Origin of the sequence: Arthrobacter sp. E3 (assembly GCF_017353415.1) — a bacterium.
Classification (GTDB): domain Bacteria; phylum Actinomycetota; class Actinomycetes; order Actinomycetales; family Micrococcaceae; genus Specibacter.
Genome location: NZ_JAFMPX010000037.1, coordinates 17,048 through 35,284, shown reverse-complemented (window position 1 = coordinate 35,284; position 18,237 = coordinate 17,048). Strand labels below are relative to the sequence as shown.

Sequence of the window (18,237 nt, the reverse complement as noted above, 5' to 3'; positions counted from 1 at the left end):
CGGGATTGACCGGGCCACCGTGAGTTTTCAAAACGCCGATCAACGCTAAATGTTACCGATGTCTTGAGGCAGCGAGTGTCACCGATGTCCTGATACAGAAGTGTCACCGCTGCCTTGAGACATCACACAACAAAATTAACAGATCCCACACAAAATTAAAAGGCCCCCGCACAAGACCTAACAAAGTACTACTAGGTGCCCTGTATTTCGCCCGCCTCATCCCCTGGCCTGCAGATCTTGCCCCGGAAGGCGTGAACACTGGGCCGGTGGAACCCGTTATTCCTGGGCTGCCACTCACAGCGACCATCCTCATTATGATCATTCCGCTCATCATGGCCGGATACTTGTTAGTTGCCGGCCTGCTCCGCCAACCGCCCCCCGCCAAAGCGTCGTCCGCCGCGCTCCCATCCATGCTGCACAATTAAGACATGAGTTCACACGAGATCATTGACATCCCCATCCGCGACGACATGATCCGCCTGGGCCAGCTACTCAAGCTTGCCAGCCTGGTCGACGACGGTGTTGAAGCCACTGAACTGATCAAAAACGGCCTCGTGCAGGTCAACGGCGAGATCGACGAACGCCGCGGGCGCCAACTGCATCACGGCGACACCGTCACCGTCAACGGCGAAACAGTCCGCATCACCGCAGGCTGATACCCCTCAGGCAGTGTAAGAGAGCTACCGAGGGCCCCAGGCCGAGCGTACGAGGTTTGGGAGGCAGTGAACGGACGGCGGGCACCCAAGCTGGGTACCCGCCGTCGTGTTTTCGCTTGTGGCCCTGCCAAACGGAGGGATTATTTTCCTTTGAGGACCTTGTACTGCAGGAACTCGCCCACGTGCGCGATCTCCTGGGCGTTGATGCCGTGTCCAATGCCCGTGTAGAGCACCTTGGTCAGTTTCACGTGCCCGTGCATCCAGGTGTTGGTTGCTTCGATGGCGCTTTCGGGGATGACGGGGTCGGCCTGGTCGCGTCCCCAGAAGATGTCCGGCTTCAGCGCGGCCACGGCGGCGTCGTCAAAGAACGGGTCACCTGCTGCATCGACCACGAATCCGGACAGGCCCACCACGGCCGCGTAGTCTGCCGGGCGGTGACGCAGCAGCGTGGTGGCGATGCCCATGCCTTGGGAAAAGCCCAGCAAACTCACGGAGCTGTGTTCCCCGCGCACGCTGTCAAGCCAGTTTTCAACATGGGCAGCTGTTGCTGTCACGGAGGCCACCGAGTAGCCGAGGTCGTTGTTCAGCGGGAACCAGGAGTACCCGGGGCCGGCCTGTACCGGGGCCCGGACGGAGGCGACGGTGAATTCGGCGGGGAGTTGTGCAGCCAGCGAAAACAGGTCCGCCTCGTCCGCGCCGTAACCATGAAAAATCACCAGCAGTGGAGTGCCGCCGCGCTCCGCTTCCGGACGTGACCAAAGAACTTCAGGGGTTTCATTCATGCGTTCATCTTTCCACGGGATGCGCTGAGGGAAGAAAATGGGTGGCGAAAAGGGGCACGTGCGGGCAGGATGGGGAGGTGAACGATTCAAGATTGCCCCACCCGTGGAGCCGCTACGTTGCCATGGGCGACTCCTTCACCGAAGGCATTGGCGATCCCGAGCCGAGCAGCCCCAACGGATACCGAGGCTGGGCTGACAGAGTTGCCGAGGAACTGAGCCGGACATCCACGGACTTCAAGTATGCAAATCTGGCCATTCGTGGCCGCCTGCTCGGGCAGATCCTGGATCAGCAGTTGCAGCCGGCACTCGAGCTCAAGCCCGATCTGATCAGTATTTCGGCCGGCGGCAACGACCTCATCCGGCCAGGCGCGGACCCTGACGCATTGGCCGAACGGCTCGATGCCGCAGTGGAAAGGATGACGGCGGCCGGGGCGACGGTGCTGCTGCTCAACGGCCCCGATATTCGTGACACCCCTGTGCTGGGCATGGTGCGGGGCAAGGTGGCCATCTATAACGAAAATTTGCGCACCATTGCCGCCCGACATGACGCCATTGTCGGCGATATATGGTCACTGCGCCAGCTGCGGGACACCCGAATGTGGGCCGATGACAGGCTCCATTTCTCCACTCTGGGCCACCATACGATCGCCATCATGGCGTTGCAGACGCTGAACGTCCCCAACACCCTGGTGCCTTTTGAACCCCCACCGCTGCCGCCGCAGAAATGGCAGACTGCCCGCTCGGGGGACTTGGTGTGGGCGAAGGAATTTCTCGTCCCGTGGGTGCTGCGCCGGCTGCGCCACCAGTCGTCGGGGGACGGCATCATGCCAAAGCGGCCCACTCCGGGACCCGTGTTTGGGCGGGAGCCTTGGTCCGGCTTGGGCGAGTAGCCCAACTGCCGCCACCAGCGGAGGCGAGTTATACGCTTGGGCCAAGGTCGCCGTCGTGCGCTTCCTGCAACGAAGCGGCAGCGTGCCGCGGTTCCCTTCCACTGCGCGATCCATTCTGCGAGGCGACAGCCTCGGTATCCTCGGCCACGGCAGCCGCGGCGTGGGCGCCCGTGTGATGCTGCGGTGCTGAGCCGCGCCTGCGGAACAGCAACGCGGTCAGCACGGCACCGAACCCGAAGAACGCGGCCGCCCACCAATATCCGACCGTATAGCTGTGCACGGCGGCTTGGGCGATAATCTCGGGTGTGGGAGGCAGATGAGACGCCGCGTATGCGGTGGCGGCTGTGGCGGCCAGCGTGTTCAACAGGGCCGTGCCGATGGACCCGCCTACCTGCTGGCTCGTGTTGACAAGCGCCGATGCGACGCCGGCAAAGTCACCCTCAACGCCGTATGTGGCAGTCTGGATGGCTGAGGGCATGATCAGACCCAAGCCAAAACCGACGATCAGCAGGGGCGGGAGCAGTCCTGACGCATAAGTGCTCTCCAGCCCCAAACGGGTCAGCGCAACCATGCCGATACAGGCCACGATCATGCCAGCCGGCACCACGATTTTGGGCCCAAGCTTGGGCAGCAGCACGTTCGTGGACAACTGGGCAGCCACCACCAGCGAGGCCACCATGGGCATGAAGCCAACGCCCGCCTGAATGGGCGAATAGTGTAGTGACGACTGTACGTAGTACGTGACGAACAGGAAGATGCCGAACATGCCTGCGCCGGCGATCAGCACAGCAATGAAAGCGGCAGCCCGGTTCCGATCGAGCACAATCCCCAGCGGCAGGATCGGGTGGAGGGCTCGAAGCTGCCAGAGCACGAACGCGCACAACAACACCGCCGCGCCCACGAGCATGCCCCAGGTCAGTGGAGATCCCCAGCCGTCGGTTTCGGCGTTGGAAAAGCCGTACACAATGAAGAACAAGCCACCGGAGACCAGCACGGTGCCGGGCAAATCAAGTTTGGGGCGGGGTCTGCGGCCACGGGACTTATCCAGGAAGATGCTGGCGAAGATCACGGCAAAAACGGCAATGAACACATTGATGTACAGATTCCAGCGCCAGTTCAGGTCCTCGGTGACGAACCCGCCCAGCAGAAGCCCGACGGCGCCTCCCGCACCCGCGATGGCACCAAAGATCCCGAACGCTCGGGAACGTTCCTTGGGGATGGTGAACGTAGTAGTCAGCACGGCCAACGCCGTGGGGGCAAGCATGGCACCCAGGGAGCCTTGAAGTGCGCGGGCGAAGATGAGCATGCCGAAGCTGGTGGCGGCACCGCCGAGCGCGGACGCTGAAGCGAAGCCGACCAAGCCAATGATGAACATTCTCTTGCGCCCCACCAGGTCCGAAAGCCGGCCGCCAAGGAGCAGCAGGCTCCCAAAGGCAAGCGAGTAGGCCGTGATGACCCATTGGCGTTCACCGTTACTGAAGCCAAGGTCGTGCTGGGCGGAGGGCAGTGCGATGTTCACGACCGTGGTGTCCAGCACCACCATGAGCTGGGCCAGCGCCACAGTGCCCAGCGTCCACCAGCGCCGTGACGACAAGATGGTTGCGTTGCTGCCGCTTGCGTCCGCTTTTGGAAGGAGTCCCATAGCCGTCAGGTTAGAGCAAAAGCACGGGAGTGCGCAGCACTTTTTACCCCGAATTCCCCCTGAATTCTCGCCGCTTGGAATAGACCGTCGGGCATTTAGCTCCCCCACTCCACCACGTAGGGAGCCGCCATGACCTCTCATCCCCCGGACACGGGGATCTTTCAACATTCACGACTAGGATGAAGAGAGGCGCCTCGATTGGGTGCGCCCCGATTAGAAGAGGTGTGTTGTGCCATTCGTGCTCGAGTCCGTGGCCGTGGGCAGTCTTGCCGCCTCCACCTCAGCCTCCTTCAACATTCAGCCGTACTTTGCGCTGATCATCATCGGGGCAGTGCTGTTGATTCCCTTCCTCAAGGCCGCTTCCCGCAAGCGGCGGTCCAACCGGGCCAACCCCTACAATCCGGCAAAACCAAGTGGCCGCACCGGCGCGGCCCACCAGCCGGGCGGTGCCACCTATCCGGCCAACGCCCCCTACGCAGGGACGCTGCTCAACGGTATTCCGATGAAAAATTATGACTCCTCCCACGCGCACCAGGGTGTCAGTTTCGCCAACGAACGCATGAAGGCTGAAGCTGAACTCAAGCGCCAGCTTGACGCCTTGGACTCCGCACGCCGCAATGGCCAGGTGACCGCCGAGCAGTACGCGACGCACCGCGAAGCGATCTTCAGGAACTTCTAGCCTTAACGAACTGTTGGTCCGTTCCCCAGGGGGCGGACCAACATGATCGTTAAAGCCAAGTTTCAAATCAGCCCTTGAAGAAGGACTGACGCAGCAAGCCGCCCACTGCAGCAACTTCGGTCAGGAAACCGTCGTGGCCAATGCCTGAATTGATCCGATGCACCGGCACGTCCCCGGGAAGGGCTGCGGCAAGTTCTTCGGACTGGACAGGGAAGTACAGCCTGTCGCTGTCCACGGCAGTGACAAGGAACTCCACACCCTCAGTCACGGCCAGGGCTTGTTCCAAGGTTCCGCGGCTACGGGTCACGTCGTGGCTCATGAGCGCTTCGGTGATGGCAATGTAGCTGTTGGCGTCGAACCTGCCCACCAGTTTGTGGGCCTGGTGGTCAAGGTAGCTTTCCACCTTGTACTGGCCTTGCCCAGGGGTTCCAAGGCGGGCATGGGTGATGGTGTCACCATTTTGAGCTTGGCGGCCAAAACGCGATTCCATCTCGGTTTCGGAACGGTACGTGATGTGGGCAATCCGCCGTGCCAGCCCCAAGCCCTGGGTGGGGGCTGCGCCGTCGTAATAGTCCCCACCGGCAAAGTGCGGGTCCTGACGAATGGCCAGCACCTGCGTCTGGGCAAACGCGATCTGCTCGGCCGTGCTGGCCGCGCAGGAAGCCACGACGGCGCAGCGCCGCACCCTCTGCGGGTACGTCGCGGCCCATTCCAGTGCACGGGCGCCACCCATGGATCCGCCAATGACGGCGTGCCAGGACGTGATGCCCAGCTTGTCGGCTAGGCGCGCCTCGGAGTGGACGGAATCGCGGATGGTGACGAAGGGGAACCGGGAGCCGTACGGGCGTCCGTCCTCGGCAATGCTTGAGGGCCCGGTGGTGCCGTAACAACCACCCACCATGTTGGCGCACACCACGAAGTATTTGTTCGTGTCGATGACTTCACCGGGGCCAACAAGCCCCTCCCACCAGCCGTCTTCCTCGGATTCGCCACGGCTGACGTGCGTACTTCCCGTCAGGGCGTGGAGGATCAGCACGGCGTTGTCGCCTGCCTCGTTCAGGGTTCCCCAGCATTCGAAAGCCATGGTCACCGAGGGCAGCACTCCCCCGGCTTCCAGCGGCAGTGCGCCAATGTCGATGGAGCGCAACAACCCTCCGCCTTGACCCACGGCCCCCGCCCAGGGGCTGCCGACAGGCAAAGCTGTGCCGTTTACAGTGCCGGTGGGGAAAATGTTGGCTGCCAAGGGAATCACATCAGTCACTTAGCTCACGGAAGACTTTGCGGCGCGGAAACCGGCTTCGAGGTCGGCAATGATGTCCGCAACGTTCTCCAGTCCCACGGAAAGGCGCACCAGTCCCGGCCGCACACCGGCAGCCAGCTGCTGCTCGGGGGAAAGCTGGGCGTGGGTGGTTGAAGCCGGGTGGATCACGAGGGAACGCACATCGCCCAGGTTGGCCACATGCGAGTGGAGTTCCAGGCCGTCCACAAAGCGCTTACCAGCTTCGGCCCCGCCAACAATGTCGAAGGAGATGACCGCGCCGGTGCCGTTGGGGCCGTACTTGCGTCCACGCTCAAACCAGGGACTGGAGGGGATACCCGCGTAGGCAACGGATTCAACGTTGTCGTTGCTTTCAAGCCAGTTCGCCACGGTGACGGCATTGCTGACGTGGCGTTCAACCCGCAGGCTCAACGTCTCGATGCCCTGGGCAATGAGGAACGCGTTGAACGGGGCAATGGCGGAGCCAAGGTCGCGCAGCAGCTGCACGCGGGCCTTCAGGATGTAGGCCAGGTTGGCGCCAAGGGCGCAACCCACACCGAGGTCACGGGCGTACACCAGACCGTTGTAGGACTCGTCCGGGGTGTTGAAGCCGGGGAACTTCTCCGGGTCGCCGGCAAAGTCGAACGTGCCGCCGTCGACAATCACGCCGCCGATCGCCGTGCCGTGGCCGCCGAGGTACTTGGTGGCGGAGTGGATGACGATGTCCGCGCCCCATTCGAGCGGGCGGATCAGGTACGGGGTGGCCAGCGTGTTGTCCACGATCAGCGGCACACCGGCTTCGTGGGCGATGGTGCTGATGTTTTCCAGATCCAGCACGTCCTGGCGCGGGTTGGAGACCGTCTCGCCGAAGAAGGCCTTCGTGTTGGGCTGCACGGCTGAGCGCCACTCGTCGAGGTTGTCCGGGTCGGAGACGAACGTGACGTCGATGCCGAGCTTCTTCAGCGTGTGCGCCAGCAGGTTGAACGTGCCACCGTACACGCTGGGGCTGGAGACAATGTGGTCCCCGGCCTGCGCGAGGTTCAAGATGGCGAAGGTCGTTGCGGCCTGGCCTGAGGAGAGCAGCAGTGCGCCGACGCCGCCTTCGAGGCTGGCGATGCGCTGTTCGACCACGTCCGTGGTGGGGTTGCCGAGGCGGGTGTAGATCGGTTCCAGCTCCGTCAACGCGAAGCGGGCTGCGGCGCTTTCGGCCGACGGGAACACGAAGGATGTGGTCTGGTAGATCGGCAGTGCGCGCGAACCGGTGGTGACGTCGGGCGTCTGGCCTGCGTGGATCTGACGGGTTTCAAATGACCAACCGTTACTCATGGATGGGTTCCTTCACACTAGAGGCCTGCAGCAAGGCCCTCCTGCGCGCTGTGCGGGGAGGGCCTGAACATCGATGGCCCGCGCTTGCACCATGAACCGGATGGTTCGGTGCCAGGTCCTCACCCGGGGCACCCCACCGCGGAAGGAGGGTTGCCGGTCAGCAAGCCGGGGCTGTGTGCTGACACTCATGACCTGCTTCCAGTGTGCGAGAAAGTCCGCGGCGCACCAAGTTTGTGACGCCATTGTTACCTTTAGCGAATATCCGCTTGAAATTTCCCCGCAAAAGTGCCGGTTCATGAACTATTGACTGATGAAATGCCGTTTTCGTCACTTTTTGGCTCTTCAAGCGAATGTACGACGCCGGAGTTGAACCGGCGCGACGGTACCGCCCTGCTACTTCCCCAACCCTGCCTTGCGCAGCGCTTCCGCCATGGCCGTGTTGGCGGGAGCCGGCGCGGGAGCCCGTGCTGGAGTCTGGACCGCTGGCCGGGCTGGGCGTCCTCCGTTGGAAGCGACCCCACTGGGTGCGGCCCCGCGCCCGCCTTGCCCGCCGCGCTGTCCGCTACCTTGACCACCGCGCCGTTCGCCACCCTGCCCCCCGCTGGGTTGCCGGCTGGCGGCGGAACTGCGGGAGCCGGCGTCGTCCTTCACCGCCTTTGTCTCATCATCCAGACGGAGGGTGAGGGAGATGCGCTTGCGTTCGGGCTCCACTTCAAGGACCTTGACCCGGACTACCTGGCCGGATTTGACCACAGTGCGGGGGTCGGAGACGAAGGTGTTACTCATGGCGGAGACGTGGACAAGGCCGTCCTGGTGCACCCCGATATCCACGAACGCGCCGAAAGCAGCCACATTGGACACGATCCCTTCCAGGATCATGCCGGGGCGCAGATCGGTGATCTTCTCGATGCCTTCGGTGAACGTTGCCGTCTCGAAGCCCGGACGGGGGTCGCGTCCGGGCTTTTGCAGCTCGGCGACAATGTCGGTGACGGTGGGCAGGCCAAAGCTGCCGTCCACGAAGTCGGCAGGATTCACGGAACCCGCCGAGGCCACACCGGCGGCAAGGTCCGCCCCCTTGGCACCGACGGACGCCAGAATTTTGCGGGCCACGCCATACGCTTCCGGGTGCACGCTCGAGGCGTCCAGCGGCTCCGCTCCCCCGATGATGCGCAGAAACCCGGCGCACTGTTCGAAGGCTTTGGGGCCCAGCCGTGCCACCTTCAGCAGATCGCGGCGCTTGTTGAACGGGCCGTGTTCGTTGCGGTGCGCCACAATGTTCTCGCTCAGCAGCGGGCCCACGCCTGCCACCCGCGCCAGCAGTGCTGGGGAGGCCGTGTTCACATCAACCCCCACGGCATTGACACAGTCCTCCACCACCGCGTCGAGGGAACGGTCCAATTTCGCGGGCGTGAGGTCGTGCTGGTACTGGCCAACGCCAATCGACTTAGGCTCAATCTTGACCAGTTCTGCCAGCGGATCCTGAAGGCGGCGGGCGATCGAAACAGCCCCTCGCAGCGACACGTCCATACCGGGCAGCTCGGCACTTGCCAGCGCCGAGGCCGAGTACACGGAGGCTCCTGCCTCGGACACCACCAGTTTCGTCACCGTCCGCTCGGGCGCCGTGCGCTTGAGTTCAGCCACAAGTTCCGCGGCGAGCTTGTCCGTTTCACGACTCGCCGTGCCGTTACCGATGGCGATCAGTTCAACCTGGTGCTTTTGCGCCAACGCAACCAGGCTTGCCAGCGCCTCGTTCCAGCGCTTAGCGGGGGCGTGCGGGTAGATGGTGTCGGTGGCAGCCACCTTGCCTGTACCGTCCACCACTGCCACTTTCACGCCTGTGCGCAGTCCCGGGTCAAGGCCCAATGTGGCTTTGGAGCCGGCCGGGGCGGCCAGCAGCACATCGCGCAGGTTCGCAGCAAACACGCGCACGGATTCCTCTTCCGCACTTTGGAACAGGCGCACGCGCACGTCCACGGAGAGGCGGGTCAGGATGCGTGTGCGCCAGGCGAGGCGGGCACTGGTCATGAGCCAGCTATCCGCGGCCCGGCCGGACTCGGTGATGCCCAGCGAGTGCGCCACGGCGTTTTCGTAACCGGCCCGCGCCCTGGCCTGTGCTTCGGCGTCGCGGGGATCGGCTTCAGCCAGGTCCAGGCCCAGCACGCCTTCCTTTTCGCCGCGCAGCAGCGCCAGGATCCGGTGGCTCGGCAGCGTGTGCGGCGGTTGGGCAAAGTCGAAGTAGTCCTTGAACTTTTCCCCGGCAGCGTCCTTGCCGGTTTTGACGCTGGAGCGCAGCCGGCCGGTTTTCCACAACCGCTCGCGTAGTTCCCCCACCAAGGTGGCGTTCTGCCCGGCCCGCTCTATCAAGATGGCCCGTGCGCCGGTCAGTGCTTCCTCGTCAGTGGCTACGCCGCGCTCAGTGGAAACGAAGGCCTGCGCCGCTGCGGCCGGAGAGCGGGAAGGGTCGGCAAGCAGCGCATCAAGAAGCGGTTCAAGTCCTGCTTCACGGGCGGTGTCGGCCTTGGTTTTGCGGGAAGACTTGTACGGCAGGTACAAGTCTTCCAACTCCGACTTCGTGGCCGCGACTTCGATAGCTGCACGCAGCGGGCCCGTGAGCAGGCCCCTGCCGTGGATCGTCTCCAGCACCGACACGCGCCGGGCTTCCAGCTCGCGCAGATAGCGCAGCCGCTCCTCAAGGTCGCGCAATTGGGCGTCGTCCAGGGTCCCCGTTGCTTCTTTCCTGTACCGGGCAATGAACGGGACGCTCGCGCCGTCGTCCAAGAGGGCAATGGCAGCGCGCACTTGGGCCGGGCGCACCCCCAGTTCGGCAGCAATTGCGGCCGAGATACGGGCTTCCTGTGCGGCAGGGGTGGGCAGGGTCAGCGGTGCTTGGACGGTGTCAGTCACAGTCCAATTCTGCCCCACATCTCCGCCGGACGGGCACACCCTGAAGCACCAACATCAGACGTCCCATCAGGCTAAGGCGAGGCTAAGTCGAGCGAGCCGGGACAAAGTGCCAAGATGAAGTCATGCGAATGGATCATGTTTCTTACGCCAGTGAATCAGACGGTTTGGCCGCCACCGCGGAGCGAATCGCAACAGCCCTCGGGGTCGAGGCAGTGAAGGGTGGAATTCATCCGCGCTTCGGCACCCGCAATATGATCATTCCGCTCACCGATCTGCACTATGTGGAGATTGTTGAGTGCCTTGACCACCCCGCCTCGGACAAAGCACCCTTTGGCCAGGCTGTGAAAGCGCGCTCCGCTGCAGGTGGCGGATGGATGGGCTGGTGCGTCGCTGTTGACGACCTTGTCCCGTTCGAAGAACGCCTCGGCCGCAGCGCCGTTCCGGGCAACCGCAAGTTCCCCGACGGCCAGGAGTTGGTCTGGCAGCAGATCGGCATCAAGGGCCTGATCGCCGATCCCCAGGTGCCCTACATGCTCAAATGGGAAGGCGACCCCAAGCTGCACCCCTCCCAGGCACGTCCGTCGTCGGTGAAGCTGTCTCTGCTCACCATCGCTGGCAGCGCCGAACGCGTCACCGAGTGGCTCGGCGAACCCGTCGAAGCACCGTTGAACGACGTTGCCGTCGAGTGGGTTTCCCCGCGCGGCACCCCCGGCATTATGAGCGTGACCTTTGAGACGGCCAACGGCCAGGTCACCATCTAGGCACTTCCCCAGTACGACGGCGGCACCCACCCCTTGCGGGCGGGTGCCGTTTCACTTCGGTGGGCACCGGCCGCTGTTCATACTTCAGCACCTGCGGGTATCCGGCGCTGGGCACCCGCAGGAGCTGTAGTACAGATCCTGCGGAGCACTCCAATTTGGGACAAAAGGGCTTAGCCGCCGAAGCCCAGAGCCGGACCCAGTGTGAAAGCTGCTATGTCCACCAGTGCGTGGGCCACCACAAGTGGCGCCACCCGGCCGTACTTCTTGTACACCCAGCCAAACAGCAGGCCCATGACAAAGTTGCCAATGAACGGCCCAAACCCTTGGTAGAGGTGGTAACTACCACGCAGCAGGGCGGCAAGCAGAATGGCAGCCACCGGTGCCAAGCCAATCTTCTCCAGCCGGCCCAACAAGTATCCGTTGAGGATGACTTCTTCCAGCACGCCTGCACGAATGGCGGAGAGCACCAGCACAGGGATGGTCCACCAATACTGGTTCAGGGCGCTGGGAATGATCTCAGTGGTGATGCCCATGGCCCGCCCGGCCGCATACAGCCCCAGCGAGGGAACACCGATAACCACCAGCAGGGCCACTGCACCGAGCCCGTCCTTGACGGGTTGGCGCCAGTCGAGCCCGATGGCACGGAACACTGATTTGCCGGGCTCGGCCAGTAGGTAGAACACCAACATGACCGGCACCAGGGCAAAGAAGATGTCCAGGATTTGGTACGTGAAGTCGAAGACCTCTCGGTTGTTGAGCACCGTGTTCAGCGTTGACGTACCTTGCGAAATCGGGGCCCGGCTCAGTTTGTCCAGCAGCGACACCACCGAGTAAACAGCCGACTGTCCCAAGGAAAGCCCCAGCACCAGCAACACCTCGATAATGAGACGCCGACGCGAGCGGACACCCCAACCTTGGTACCCGGAGGCTGTCGGGTTGGTGGGTGCTGGAACCGCAGCAGAATCTTCCATACCGCAATCATGCCGCCCTTGGGCACATTTTGTATGCCGCTGGCCTAAGCTCAGTGGCATGAGCGCGCCAGGAAAGATCATCATGATCCGCCACGGACAGTCTGCTGCCAATCTTGACCAGACGCTATACAACAGGATTCCCGACTACCGAATCCCGTTGACGGAGCTCGGCAAAGTCCAGGCTGCCGCCGCCGGGGAGGAAGTCAAACAGCAATTGGACGGGCGAAAGGTCTGCGTTTACGTTTCCCCTTATCTGCGTGCCTACCAAACCCTCGAAGCCATGAATCTGGGCGACCTTGTGGACCGGACCATCGAGGAGCCCCGGTTGCGTGAACAAGACTGGGCAAACTTTCAAAATCCCGTGGAAATTGCGGATCAAAAGGAACTCCGGAACGCTTACGGCCACTTTTTTTATCGCTTCCGCGAAGGTGAATCCGGCTCGGACGTCTATGACCGGGTTTCTTCCTTCATGGAGACCCTGCACAGGCACTGGCAGAAACCCGACTATGCGCCCAACGCGCTCCTCGTCACGCACGGACTCACCATGCGTTTGTTTTGCATGCGCTGGTTCCACTGGTCCGTGGAGTATTTTGAATCGCTGAACAACCCCGATAATGCCGAAGTCCGGACCCTGGTGCGGACCGGCACGCAATACGCACTTGAAAAGAATTTCGCGCAGTGGACGCCGGTTCACCCTACCGACACCGTATTGGATGCCCCCGAATACATGTGGTAAATATCCTCCCTCATGGGGGCAGAGTGCCGAAAGATCGGGAGTAGACCGGCCGGTGGAAATGAATGTATGAAGTATGCGCACGCTCTTGCGCATCGATTGCCTTTTGCGCTGGGCTCGACGCCGCTGACATGCTGCATTCGAGTTCTCACCTGCGACCGGGCTTGAAGTATTCCTTGGAAGGAATCCAGCGGATCAGCTGCAAGTCAACAACAATCTGAAAAGTTTCTCAATAGGGCAGAGTTCACTGGCCTAATTGCGCAATTGGCTGCACTAAGGATAGCCTTGCCAAAGGTTTGGGGCACACCTCACGCTGACGCAACAACGAAACTCTGGGGTACTAGGTGCTGGCAACACTTGTCATTGGTCTGCGTGAAGGCCTTGAGGCAGCCTTGATAGTCGGCATGATTGCAGCATTCCTGCGCCGCAACGGCCACTCCCTGAAGCCCATGTGGCTCGGGGTTGGTACCGCTGTTTTTATCAGCGCACTCATCGGCATCACGCTTGAACTCGTCTCGGCAGCCCTGCCCCAGCAGCAGCAGGAAGCCATGGAAACCATCATTGGCGCAGTCGCAGTCCTCATTGTGACGTTCATGATCCTGTGGATGAGCAAAAATTCACGCTCCATGAAATCCACGCTGGAAGCCCACGCTGGTTCCGCGTTAAAGGCCGGCTCGGTGTTTGCACTGGCCGGCATGGCTTTCCTTGCCGTTTTGCGTGAAGGCGTTGAAACGGCCGTCTTCATGGTGGCTGCCTTCCAATCCTCGTTGAGCCCACTGGCAGCAGGGACAGGCGCTGTGCTCGGCCTCGCTATTGCCACGGGTGTTGGTTTCCTGCTTTTCCGTGGTGCCATCAAACTGAACCTGGCCAAGTTCTTCAAGGCCACCGGGGTCTTCCTCGTGTTCGTTGCGGCAGGGTTGGTCATGAAGTCGCTGCGCACCGCCCACGAAGCCGGGTGGATCAACATTGGCCAGGACGCAACCGTGAACCTTGCCTGGCTGGCACCCAACGGCACCGCCCGAGCAGCGATCCTGACCGGCGTTTTCGGCATTCCCAACGATCCACGTCTGGTGGAAGTGCTGGGCTGGGCTTTGTATCTGATCCCCATGCTGGCCTTTATTCTGTGGCCTAGCAGCTGGCGTCCGTCAGCACTTACCCTCCCGCGCGTGCAGGTTTGGGTCGGTGCTGCTTTGGCCGGTTCTGCCCTGGTGTTGGCATTCGCTGCACCCTTGGCCATACCAGCGACTCCCTTGCAGTCAGCCGGGACGCCCGTCACTACCGCTTCCGGTGAGCCCGCTGGCTCGCTGCAGTTTGCCTCTGGTGCGCAGCTTGCCCCTGAGGAGGCGGCCACTCTCCTTCTAACATCCCCCGACGGCACACAAACAAGTCATGCACTAGAAAGTCACGGCACCGAGTCCCATGCAGGGCGCACCACCGAGGTCTTCACAGCAGAAGCATCTCCGGCCACCACCGAAGAACCCGCCAAGGTCTCCACCGACATGCTGGCCCAACTCAACGGCGGACGCATGCCCGTGGGCATCAGCTCCTCCACCAACCCGGGCCCTTTTGCGGCCGACTGGAGCCACAAGGGGGCCATCACGGTATGGGCCGCCAACGGCTCCATCATTGACGCCGTCAACACCCAGGGCGCCACACTGACGCTCAGCGGCGGCGGCCTGAGCACCTCGCGCACCATTGTGGTGGCGGGCGACGGCGGCTGGCTCGTTCCAGCCAAACACGTGGCTGCCACTGTGGCTGAGCTGGCAGATTTTGAATCCGCCACTGCAGAAAACGTGCTGTGGTCCAGATATCTACCGGCAGTGCTTGGCATCGCGGCCATCATGCTCTTCGCAGCCGCGTGGCGCACTCGCCGGCAACTCTGCACCCCCTCGCCATAACCTAGCCATTCATTCAGCGGTGTCCGCCACAAGTGGCAGCCACTTTTCGCCCCACCACAAACTTGTCAGCCACACCATCCCAAAGGATCCCCATGCCGACTCTTACACCCCGCACTTCCCGCACCACAGCCCCTGCCTTCCTGAAGGGATCTGCGTTCCTGACGGGAACCGCCGTGCTGGCCCTCTCACTTTCCGCGTGTGGAAGCACCGCTGTCTCCGGCAGTGCCGCAGCCCCGGCCGGGGATGCCGCACCTGTCAGCAACGGTGCCGCACAAATTGTCGTCAGCGTCGAGAAGGTCAACGGTGAGGAACAGTGCGTCCCCGACTTTTCCTCCGCACCGGCCGGACCTGTCACGTTCACCGTTTCCAACAAGGACGCCTCCGGTGTCAGTGAAGTGGAACTGCTCAGTGACAAGCGCATTCTCGGTGAGCGGGAAAACGTGATTCCTGGGCTGAAGGCCGTCAGCTTTACGGTGACTCTCACGGGCGGGGAATACCGCTTGTACTGCCCCGGTGCCACCACCGAATACAAGTCCTTTACCGTCTCAGGCGCAGCAGCAGAAGCTTCCGGCAGTGGTGTAGCGACGCTGCTAAAGGAAGGTACCGACGGCTACGCCAAGTACGTTTCAGGCCAGGTGGATTCCCTCGTGTTGGCCGTTGCAGCCCTGCAGCAGGCTGTCGATTCCGGCGATGTCCCGGCCAGCCAGAGAGCCTATGCCGAAGCCCGCCCGTTCTTTGAGCGGATCGAGCCGGTGGCCGAGAGCTTCCCCGACCTTGACCCGGCGCTGGACCTGCGCGTGGCCGACGTCGAGCCCGGAACTGAATGGACTGGCTTCCACCCATTGGAAAAGGACTTGTTTGAAACCAAGGCCATCACGGAGAAATCCAAGGCCCTGGCTGCTGGCATTGTGAAGAATGTGGGCATTCTTAAGACACGCACGGCCGAGCTGGAGAAGGATGCCGCATACCAGCCGGAAGAGCTGGCCAACGGCGCCAGCGGACTGCTGGAGGAAGTGCAGTCGTCTAAGATCACCGGCGAGGAGGAAGCCTATTCCAAGCTTGACCTAGTGGATTTTGCGGCCAACATCGAAGGCTCGCAGCAGGCTTTTGAATATCTGAAGCCGGCGCTGGCAGACATTGACGGCACGTTGACCGAGCAGATTTCCACCCAGTTCGAGAGCGTCACCACCGCTCTTGCAGACTACAAGGACCCTGCAGCTCTGGGCGGTTTCAAGCCGTACACGGACGAGCTGAAAAAGACCGACGCAGCCAAGCTCACCGCCTTGATCCAGTCGCTGCAGGCCCCCTTGGCCAAAATTGCTGAAAAGGTGGCAACGGTCTAAATGAGCACAACTCCGGCCTCTCAGCCCGGCGTTTCGCGCCGGAAGTTCTTCAGCCGATCCGCAGCCGTTGCCGGGGCAGGCGGGCTGGCCCTCGGTGCGGCAGGAGGCGCGGCGCTGGCTGCCGCCGCGGCACCGCCGGCCCTGTCCGACGTCGAACGCGCGGCACAGCGTGAGCACCTGAGCTACCCCTTTTACGGGGAACACCAAAGTGGAATCGAGACTCCCCCACAGGACCACCTCGTGTTCACAGCCTTTGACGTGAGCGCAACAACGGCTACCGAATTGCAGCTCGTGCTGGCAAAGTGGTCGGCCGCCATGGCTGAGCTGATGGCCGGGAACCCGGTGGGCAAGGTGGAGCCTGCACGTGAACACGGCATTCCCGTGGACACGGGCGAGGCGACGGACATGGGGTCCCAAGGGCTGACCTTGACCCTCGGCTTTGGGCCTTCGCTGTTTGATTCCCGCTTTGGCCTGGAGAAGTTCAAGCCGGTGGATTTTGCCGATCTGCCCGCCATGGCCGGGGAGTCGCTGAACCCGGCGTTTACCGGCGGTGACCTGTGTATTCAGGCCTGCTCGAATGACCCGCAGGTGGCCTACCATGCAGTGCGCAACCTGGCCCGCATGGCCCGGACGTCCGTCACCACCAAGTGGACCGTGCTGGGATTTGGCCGCGCCTCCGCCGGAGCGAACCAGAGTACCCCGCGCAACCTCATGGGGTTCAAGGACGGCACGCGCAACATCACCACCCCGGAGGAACTGACCGAACAGGTATGGGTTGGGACGGAAGCCGGGCAGCCGTGGATGGTGGGCGGCAGCTACCTGGTGGCCCGCAAAATCCACATGCTCGTGGAGACCTGGGACGAGGACACCATTGGCGACCAACAGAGCATCTTTGGCCGCACTAAGAAGGAGGGCGCGCCACTGTCCGGGGAGAAGGAGCACGACGTGCCCAACTTCCATGCCATGACTGCCGACTCCCCCATCATTCCAGCTGATTCACACATCGCCCTGGTGGCACATGAGAACAATGGCGGCACCAAGATCCTGCGCCGCGGCTACAACTTCACCGACGGTCTTGACTCGGTGGGGCGGCTGGATGCGGGGCTGATGTTCCTGTGTTTCCAAAAGAACCCGGAGCAGTTCGTGGCGTTACAGCGCAAGTTGGGGACTTCGGACAGGCTCAACGAATACATCCGCCATGTGGGCTCGGCCGTCTTTGCGGTCCCCGGCGGGCTGCCGGCGGCAGGAAGCTACTATGGCAAGGAATTCTTCGACTAGCCCGCCGTTGACGCTCCATTGCCGTCCGCGTACCGTGATGCACACTACTGAGTTCCCAGACGTTTCCGTGCACGGCGTTCCCGAGGACAACTACAATGGACGAACCCATTTCCCGCCAACCGTTGGCGCAGGCAGCCGTCAGTGCCACGCACCACGAGGTTAAGTACGACGGCGGCACGCACCACCGGCGGCACGATCACCACGGCTGGTGGTGGAAGACCCTCCTTGCCGGGCTCGCCCTCTGGGTGGCGACGGTTGCCGTCACGGTGATCACACTGAACAGCAACCTCATACCTACCCTGATCCTGCTGGGCAGCTTTCTGGTCCCGTTTTGCGTCATGCTTTTCGTGCTCGAACGCATCGCCGGCAATATCAGCACCCTCCAGGTGATCATCGCTTTCTTCATCGGCGGCATCTGCGGAGTGCTTGGCGCCTCCTTACTGGAGGCTGATTTAGCGCCAAGCCTTCTCTCCTATCTCGGTGTTGGCTTCATTGAAGAATTTGTCAAAGGCCTGCTGTTGATCATCATCGGTTGGCGGGTGATGCCCAAGACTGCCAGCCAGGGCGCCCTGCTCGGCGCGACGGTGGGTGCCGGTTTCGCAGCGTTCGAATCGGCCGGCTATGCGTTCAACGCCGCCATCACCGCACATGGAATCGACTTGGTGACACTCCTTCAAACCGAGATTGTGCGTGCCATTCTGGCCCCGGTTGGCCACGTCTTGTGGACCGCCATCCTGGGCGCTGCCATCTTTGGCGCAGCACGGGGCCGGACCCATTTTCGCCTGAGCTTCGGCATCCTGGCCGCCTTCGTGGGCGTGTCGTTGCTGCATGCGCTCTGGGATTCCTCGGACGGACTCGCCGCCATGCTGGCACTGTGGCTCACCGGGGCCACCCACCAGCAATCTGAGTTTGGATTCATCTCATCAACGGTGGCGAGCAGCGCTGAAAACTTGGCGACCGTTCTTTATATCAGCGCCATGGCGGTCACTGCCCTGATCGGGATCATCGTGCTCTGGCGCGTCCTGCGCCATCACCGCCGTGCGGCGGTGGCAACCGGTGCTGGCACCACGCAGGTGGCGCCAGCACCCATATCACCAACAAACCCATGACCTCGCC

At 62.5% G+C, this 18,237-nt stretch carries 15 protein-coding genes and 1 riboswitch; of the genes, 9 read left to right on the top strand and 6 right to left on the bottom strand.

What is annotated here, in order from left to right:
• Window positions 1–428 precede the first annotated feature (428 nt).
• The gene (locus tag JMA46_RS13980; RefSeq protein WP_207345955.1) at window positions 429–656 is read left to right on the top strand and encodes an RNA-binding S4 domain-containing protein; all 228 of its coding nucleotides are present in this window, start codon (window positions 429–431) and stop codon (window positions 654–656) included.
• Window positions 657–796: 140 nt separating this feature from the next.
• Here the strand turns inward: JMA46_RS13980 and JMA46_RS13975 are convergent, their stop codons facing one another.
• Entirely contained in the window at window positions 797–1,438 is a 642-nt protein-coding gene (locus JMA46_RS13975; RefSeq protein WP_207345954.1) for a phospholipase, read from the bottom strand.
• A 122-nt stretch (window positions 1,439–1,560) separates the two neighbouring features.
• Here JMA46_RS13975 and JMA46_RS13970 point away from each other — a divergent pair, with 122 nt between their 5' ends.
• A complete protein-coding gene (locus JMA46_RS13970) occupies window positions 1,561–2,328 on the top strand; it encodes an SGNH/GDSL hydrolase family protein (RefSeq protein ID WP_207345958.1) in 768 nt (255 codons plus the stop codon).
• 28 nt (window positions 2,329–2,356) lie between these two features.
• Here JMA46_RS13970 and JMA46_RS13965 read toward each other — a convergent pair whose 3' ends face one another.
• Window positions 2,357–3,970, bottom strand: a complete 1,614-nt coding sequence (locus tag JMA46_RS13965) for an MFS transporter (protein ID WP_207345953.1) — start codon at window positions 3,968–3,970, stop codon at window positions 2,357–2,359.
• A gap of 229 nt (window positions 3,971–4,199) precedes the next feature.
• Here JMA46_RS13965 and JMA46_RS13960 point away from each other — a divergent pair, with 229 nt between their 5' ends.
• On the top strand, window positions 4,200–4,649 hold the full coding sequence (locus JMA46_RS13960; protein WP_207345952.1) for a hypothetical protein: 450 nt from the start codon (window positions 4,200–4,202) through the stop codon (window positions 4,647–4,649).
• A 67-nt stretch (window positions 4,650–4,716) separates the two neighbouring features.
• On the opposite strand, the gene JMA46_RS13955 is transcribed toward JMA46_RS13960, so the two are convergent.
• The 3 genes from JMA46_RS13955 to JMA46_RS13945 form a co-directional block, all read right to left on the bottom strand.
• Window positions 4,717–5,817 carry a homoserine O-acetyltransferase gene (locus tag JMA46_RS13955; RefSeq protein ID WP_348770176.1) on the bottom strand — a complete coding sequence of 367 codons (1,101 nt, stop codon included), beginning with the start codon at window positions 5,815–5,817 and terminating at the stop codon, window positions 4,717–4,719.
• A 93-nt stretch (window positions 5,818–5,910) separates the two neighbouring features.
• Window positions 5,911–7,233 carry a bifunctional o-acetylhomoserine/o-acetylserine sulfhydrylase gene (locus JMA46_RS13950; RefSeq protein ID WP_207345951.1) on the bottom strand — a complete coding sequence of 441 codons (1,323 nt, stop codon included), beginning with the start codon at window positions 7,231–7,233 and terminating at the stop codon, window positions 5,911–5,913.
• Window positions 7,234–7,308: 75 nt separating this feature from the next.
• Window positions 7,309–7,426: riboswitch (SAM riboswitch) on the bottom strand.
• A 200-nt stretch (window positions 7,427–7,626) separates the two neighbouring features.
• Window positions 7,627–10,137 (bottom strand): Tex-like N-terminal domain-containing protein, encoded by a 2,511-nt coding sequence (locus JMA46_RS13945; protein WP_207345950.1) that lies wholly within the window; start codon window positions 10,135–10,137, stop codon window positions 7,627–7,629.
• Between the two features lie 122 nt (window positions 10,138–10,259).
• On the opposite strand from JMA46_RS13945, the gene JMA46_RS13940 reads away from it, so the two are divergent.
• Window positions 10,260–10,898, top strand: coding sequence for a VOC family protein (locus tag JMA46_RS13940; RefSeq protein ID WP_207345949.1), 639 nt, complete (start codon window positions 10,260–10,262; stop codon window positions 10,896–10,898).
• Window positions 10,899–11,068: 170 nt separating this feature from the next.
• On the opposite strand, the gene JMA46_RS13935 is transcribed toward JMA46_RS13940, so the two are convergent.
• Window positions 11,069–11,869 (bottom strand): type II CAAX endopeptidase family protein, encoded by an 801-nt coding sequence (locus tag JMA46_RS13935; RefSeq protein ID WP_207345948.1) that lies wholly within the window; start codon window positions 11,867–11,869, stop codon window positions 11,069–11,071.
• 58 nt (window positions 11,870–11,927) lie between these two features.
• Between JMA46_RS13935 and JMA46_RS13930 the strand changes: the two genes are divergently transcribed.
• From JMA46_RS13930 to JMA46_RS13910, 5 genes are all read left to right on the top strand, one after another.
• Window positions 11,928–12,605: a histidine phosphatase family protein gene (locus JMA46_RS13930; protein WP_247647315.1), complete on the top strand. Its 678-nt coding sequence runs from the start codon at window positions 11,928–11,930 to the stop codon at window positions 12,603–12,605.
• A gap of 341 nt (window positions 12,606–12,946) precedes the next feature.
• Window positions 12,947–14,500, top strand: coding sequence for an iron uptake transporter permease EfeU (gene efeU / locus JMA46_RS13925; protein ID WP_207345947.1), 1,554 nt, complete (start codon window positions 12,947–12,949; stop codon window positions 14,498–14,500).
• A gap of 92 nt (window positions 14,501–14,592) precedes the next feature.
• Window positions 14,593–15,843 carry an iron uptake system protein EfeO gene (gene efeO, locus JMA46_RS13920; protein WP_207345946.1) on the top strand — a complete coding sequence of 417 codons (1,251 nt, stop codon included), beginning with the start codon at window positions 14,593–14,595 and terminating at the stop codon, window positions 15,841–15,843.
• Window positions 15,844–17,121, top strand: coding sequence for an iron uptake transporter deferrochelatase/peroxidase subunit (efeB, locus tag JMA46_RS13915; RefSeq protein ID WP_207345945.1), 1,278 nt, complete (start codon window positions 15,844–15,846; stop codon window positions 17,119–17,121).
• A gap of 95 nt (window positions 17,122–17,216) precedes the next feature.
• Window positions 17,217–18,230 (top strand): PrsW family intramembrane metalloprotease, encoded by a 1,014-nt coding sequence (locus JMA46_RS13910; RefSeq protein ID WP_207345944.1) that lies wholly within the window; start codon window positions 17,217–17,219, stop codon window positions 18,228–18,230.
• Window positions 18,231–18,237: the final 7 nt, after the last annotated feature.

Bases quoted from the DNA above. Each gene is read 5' to 3' on its own strand.
- JMA46_RS13980 (WP_207345955.1), top strand. From the start codon at position 429: ATGAGTTCACACGAGATCATTGACATCCCCATCCGCGACGACATGATC.
- JMA46_RS13970 (WP_207345958.1), top strand. From the start codon at position 1,561: ATGGGCGACTCCTTCACCGAAGGCATTGGCGATCCCGAGCCGAGCAGC.
- JMA46_RS13965 (WP_207345953.1), bottom strand. From the start codon at position 3,970: ATGGGACTCCTTCCAAAAGCGGACGCAAGCGGCAGCAACGCAACCATC.
- JMA46_RS13930 (WP_247647315.1), top strand. From the start codon at position 11,928: ATGAGCGCGCCAGGAAAGATCATCATGATCCGCCACGGACAGTCTGCT.
- JMA46_RS13935 (WP_207345948.1), bottom strand. From the start codon at position 11,869: ATGGAAGATTCTGCTGCGGTTCCAGCACCCACCAACCCGACAGCCTCC.
- JMA46_RS13950 (WP_207345951.1), bottom strand. From the start codon at position 7,233: ATGAGTAACGGTTGGTCATTTGAAACCCGTCAGATCCACGCAGGCCAG.
- efeB (WP_207345945.1), top strand. From the start codon at position 15,844: ATGAGCACAACTCCGGCCTCTCAGCCCGGCGTTTCGCGCCGGAAGTTC.
- JMA46_RS13975 (WP_207345954.1), bottom strand. From the start codon at position 1,438: ATGAATGAAACCCCTGAAGTTCTTTGGTCACGTCCGGAAGCGGAGCGC.
- efeO (WP_207345946.1), top strand. From the start codon at position 14,593: ATGCCGACTCTTACACCCCGCACTTCCCGCACCACAGCCCCTGCCTTC.
- JMA46_RS13910 (WP_207345944.1), top strand. From the start codon at position 17,217: ATGGACGAACCCATTTCCCGCCAACCGTTGGCGCAGGCAGCCGTCAGT.
- JMA46_RS13940 (WP_207345949.1), top strand. From the start codon at position 10,260: ATGCGAATGGATCATGTTTCTTACGCCAGTGAATCAGACGGTTTGGCC.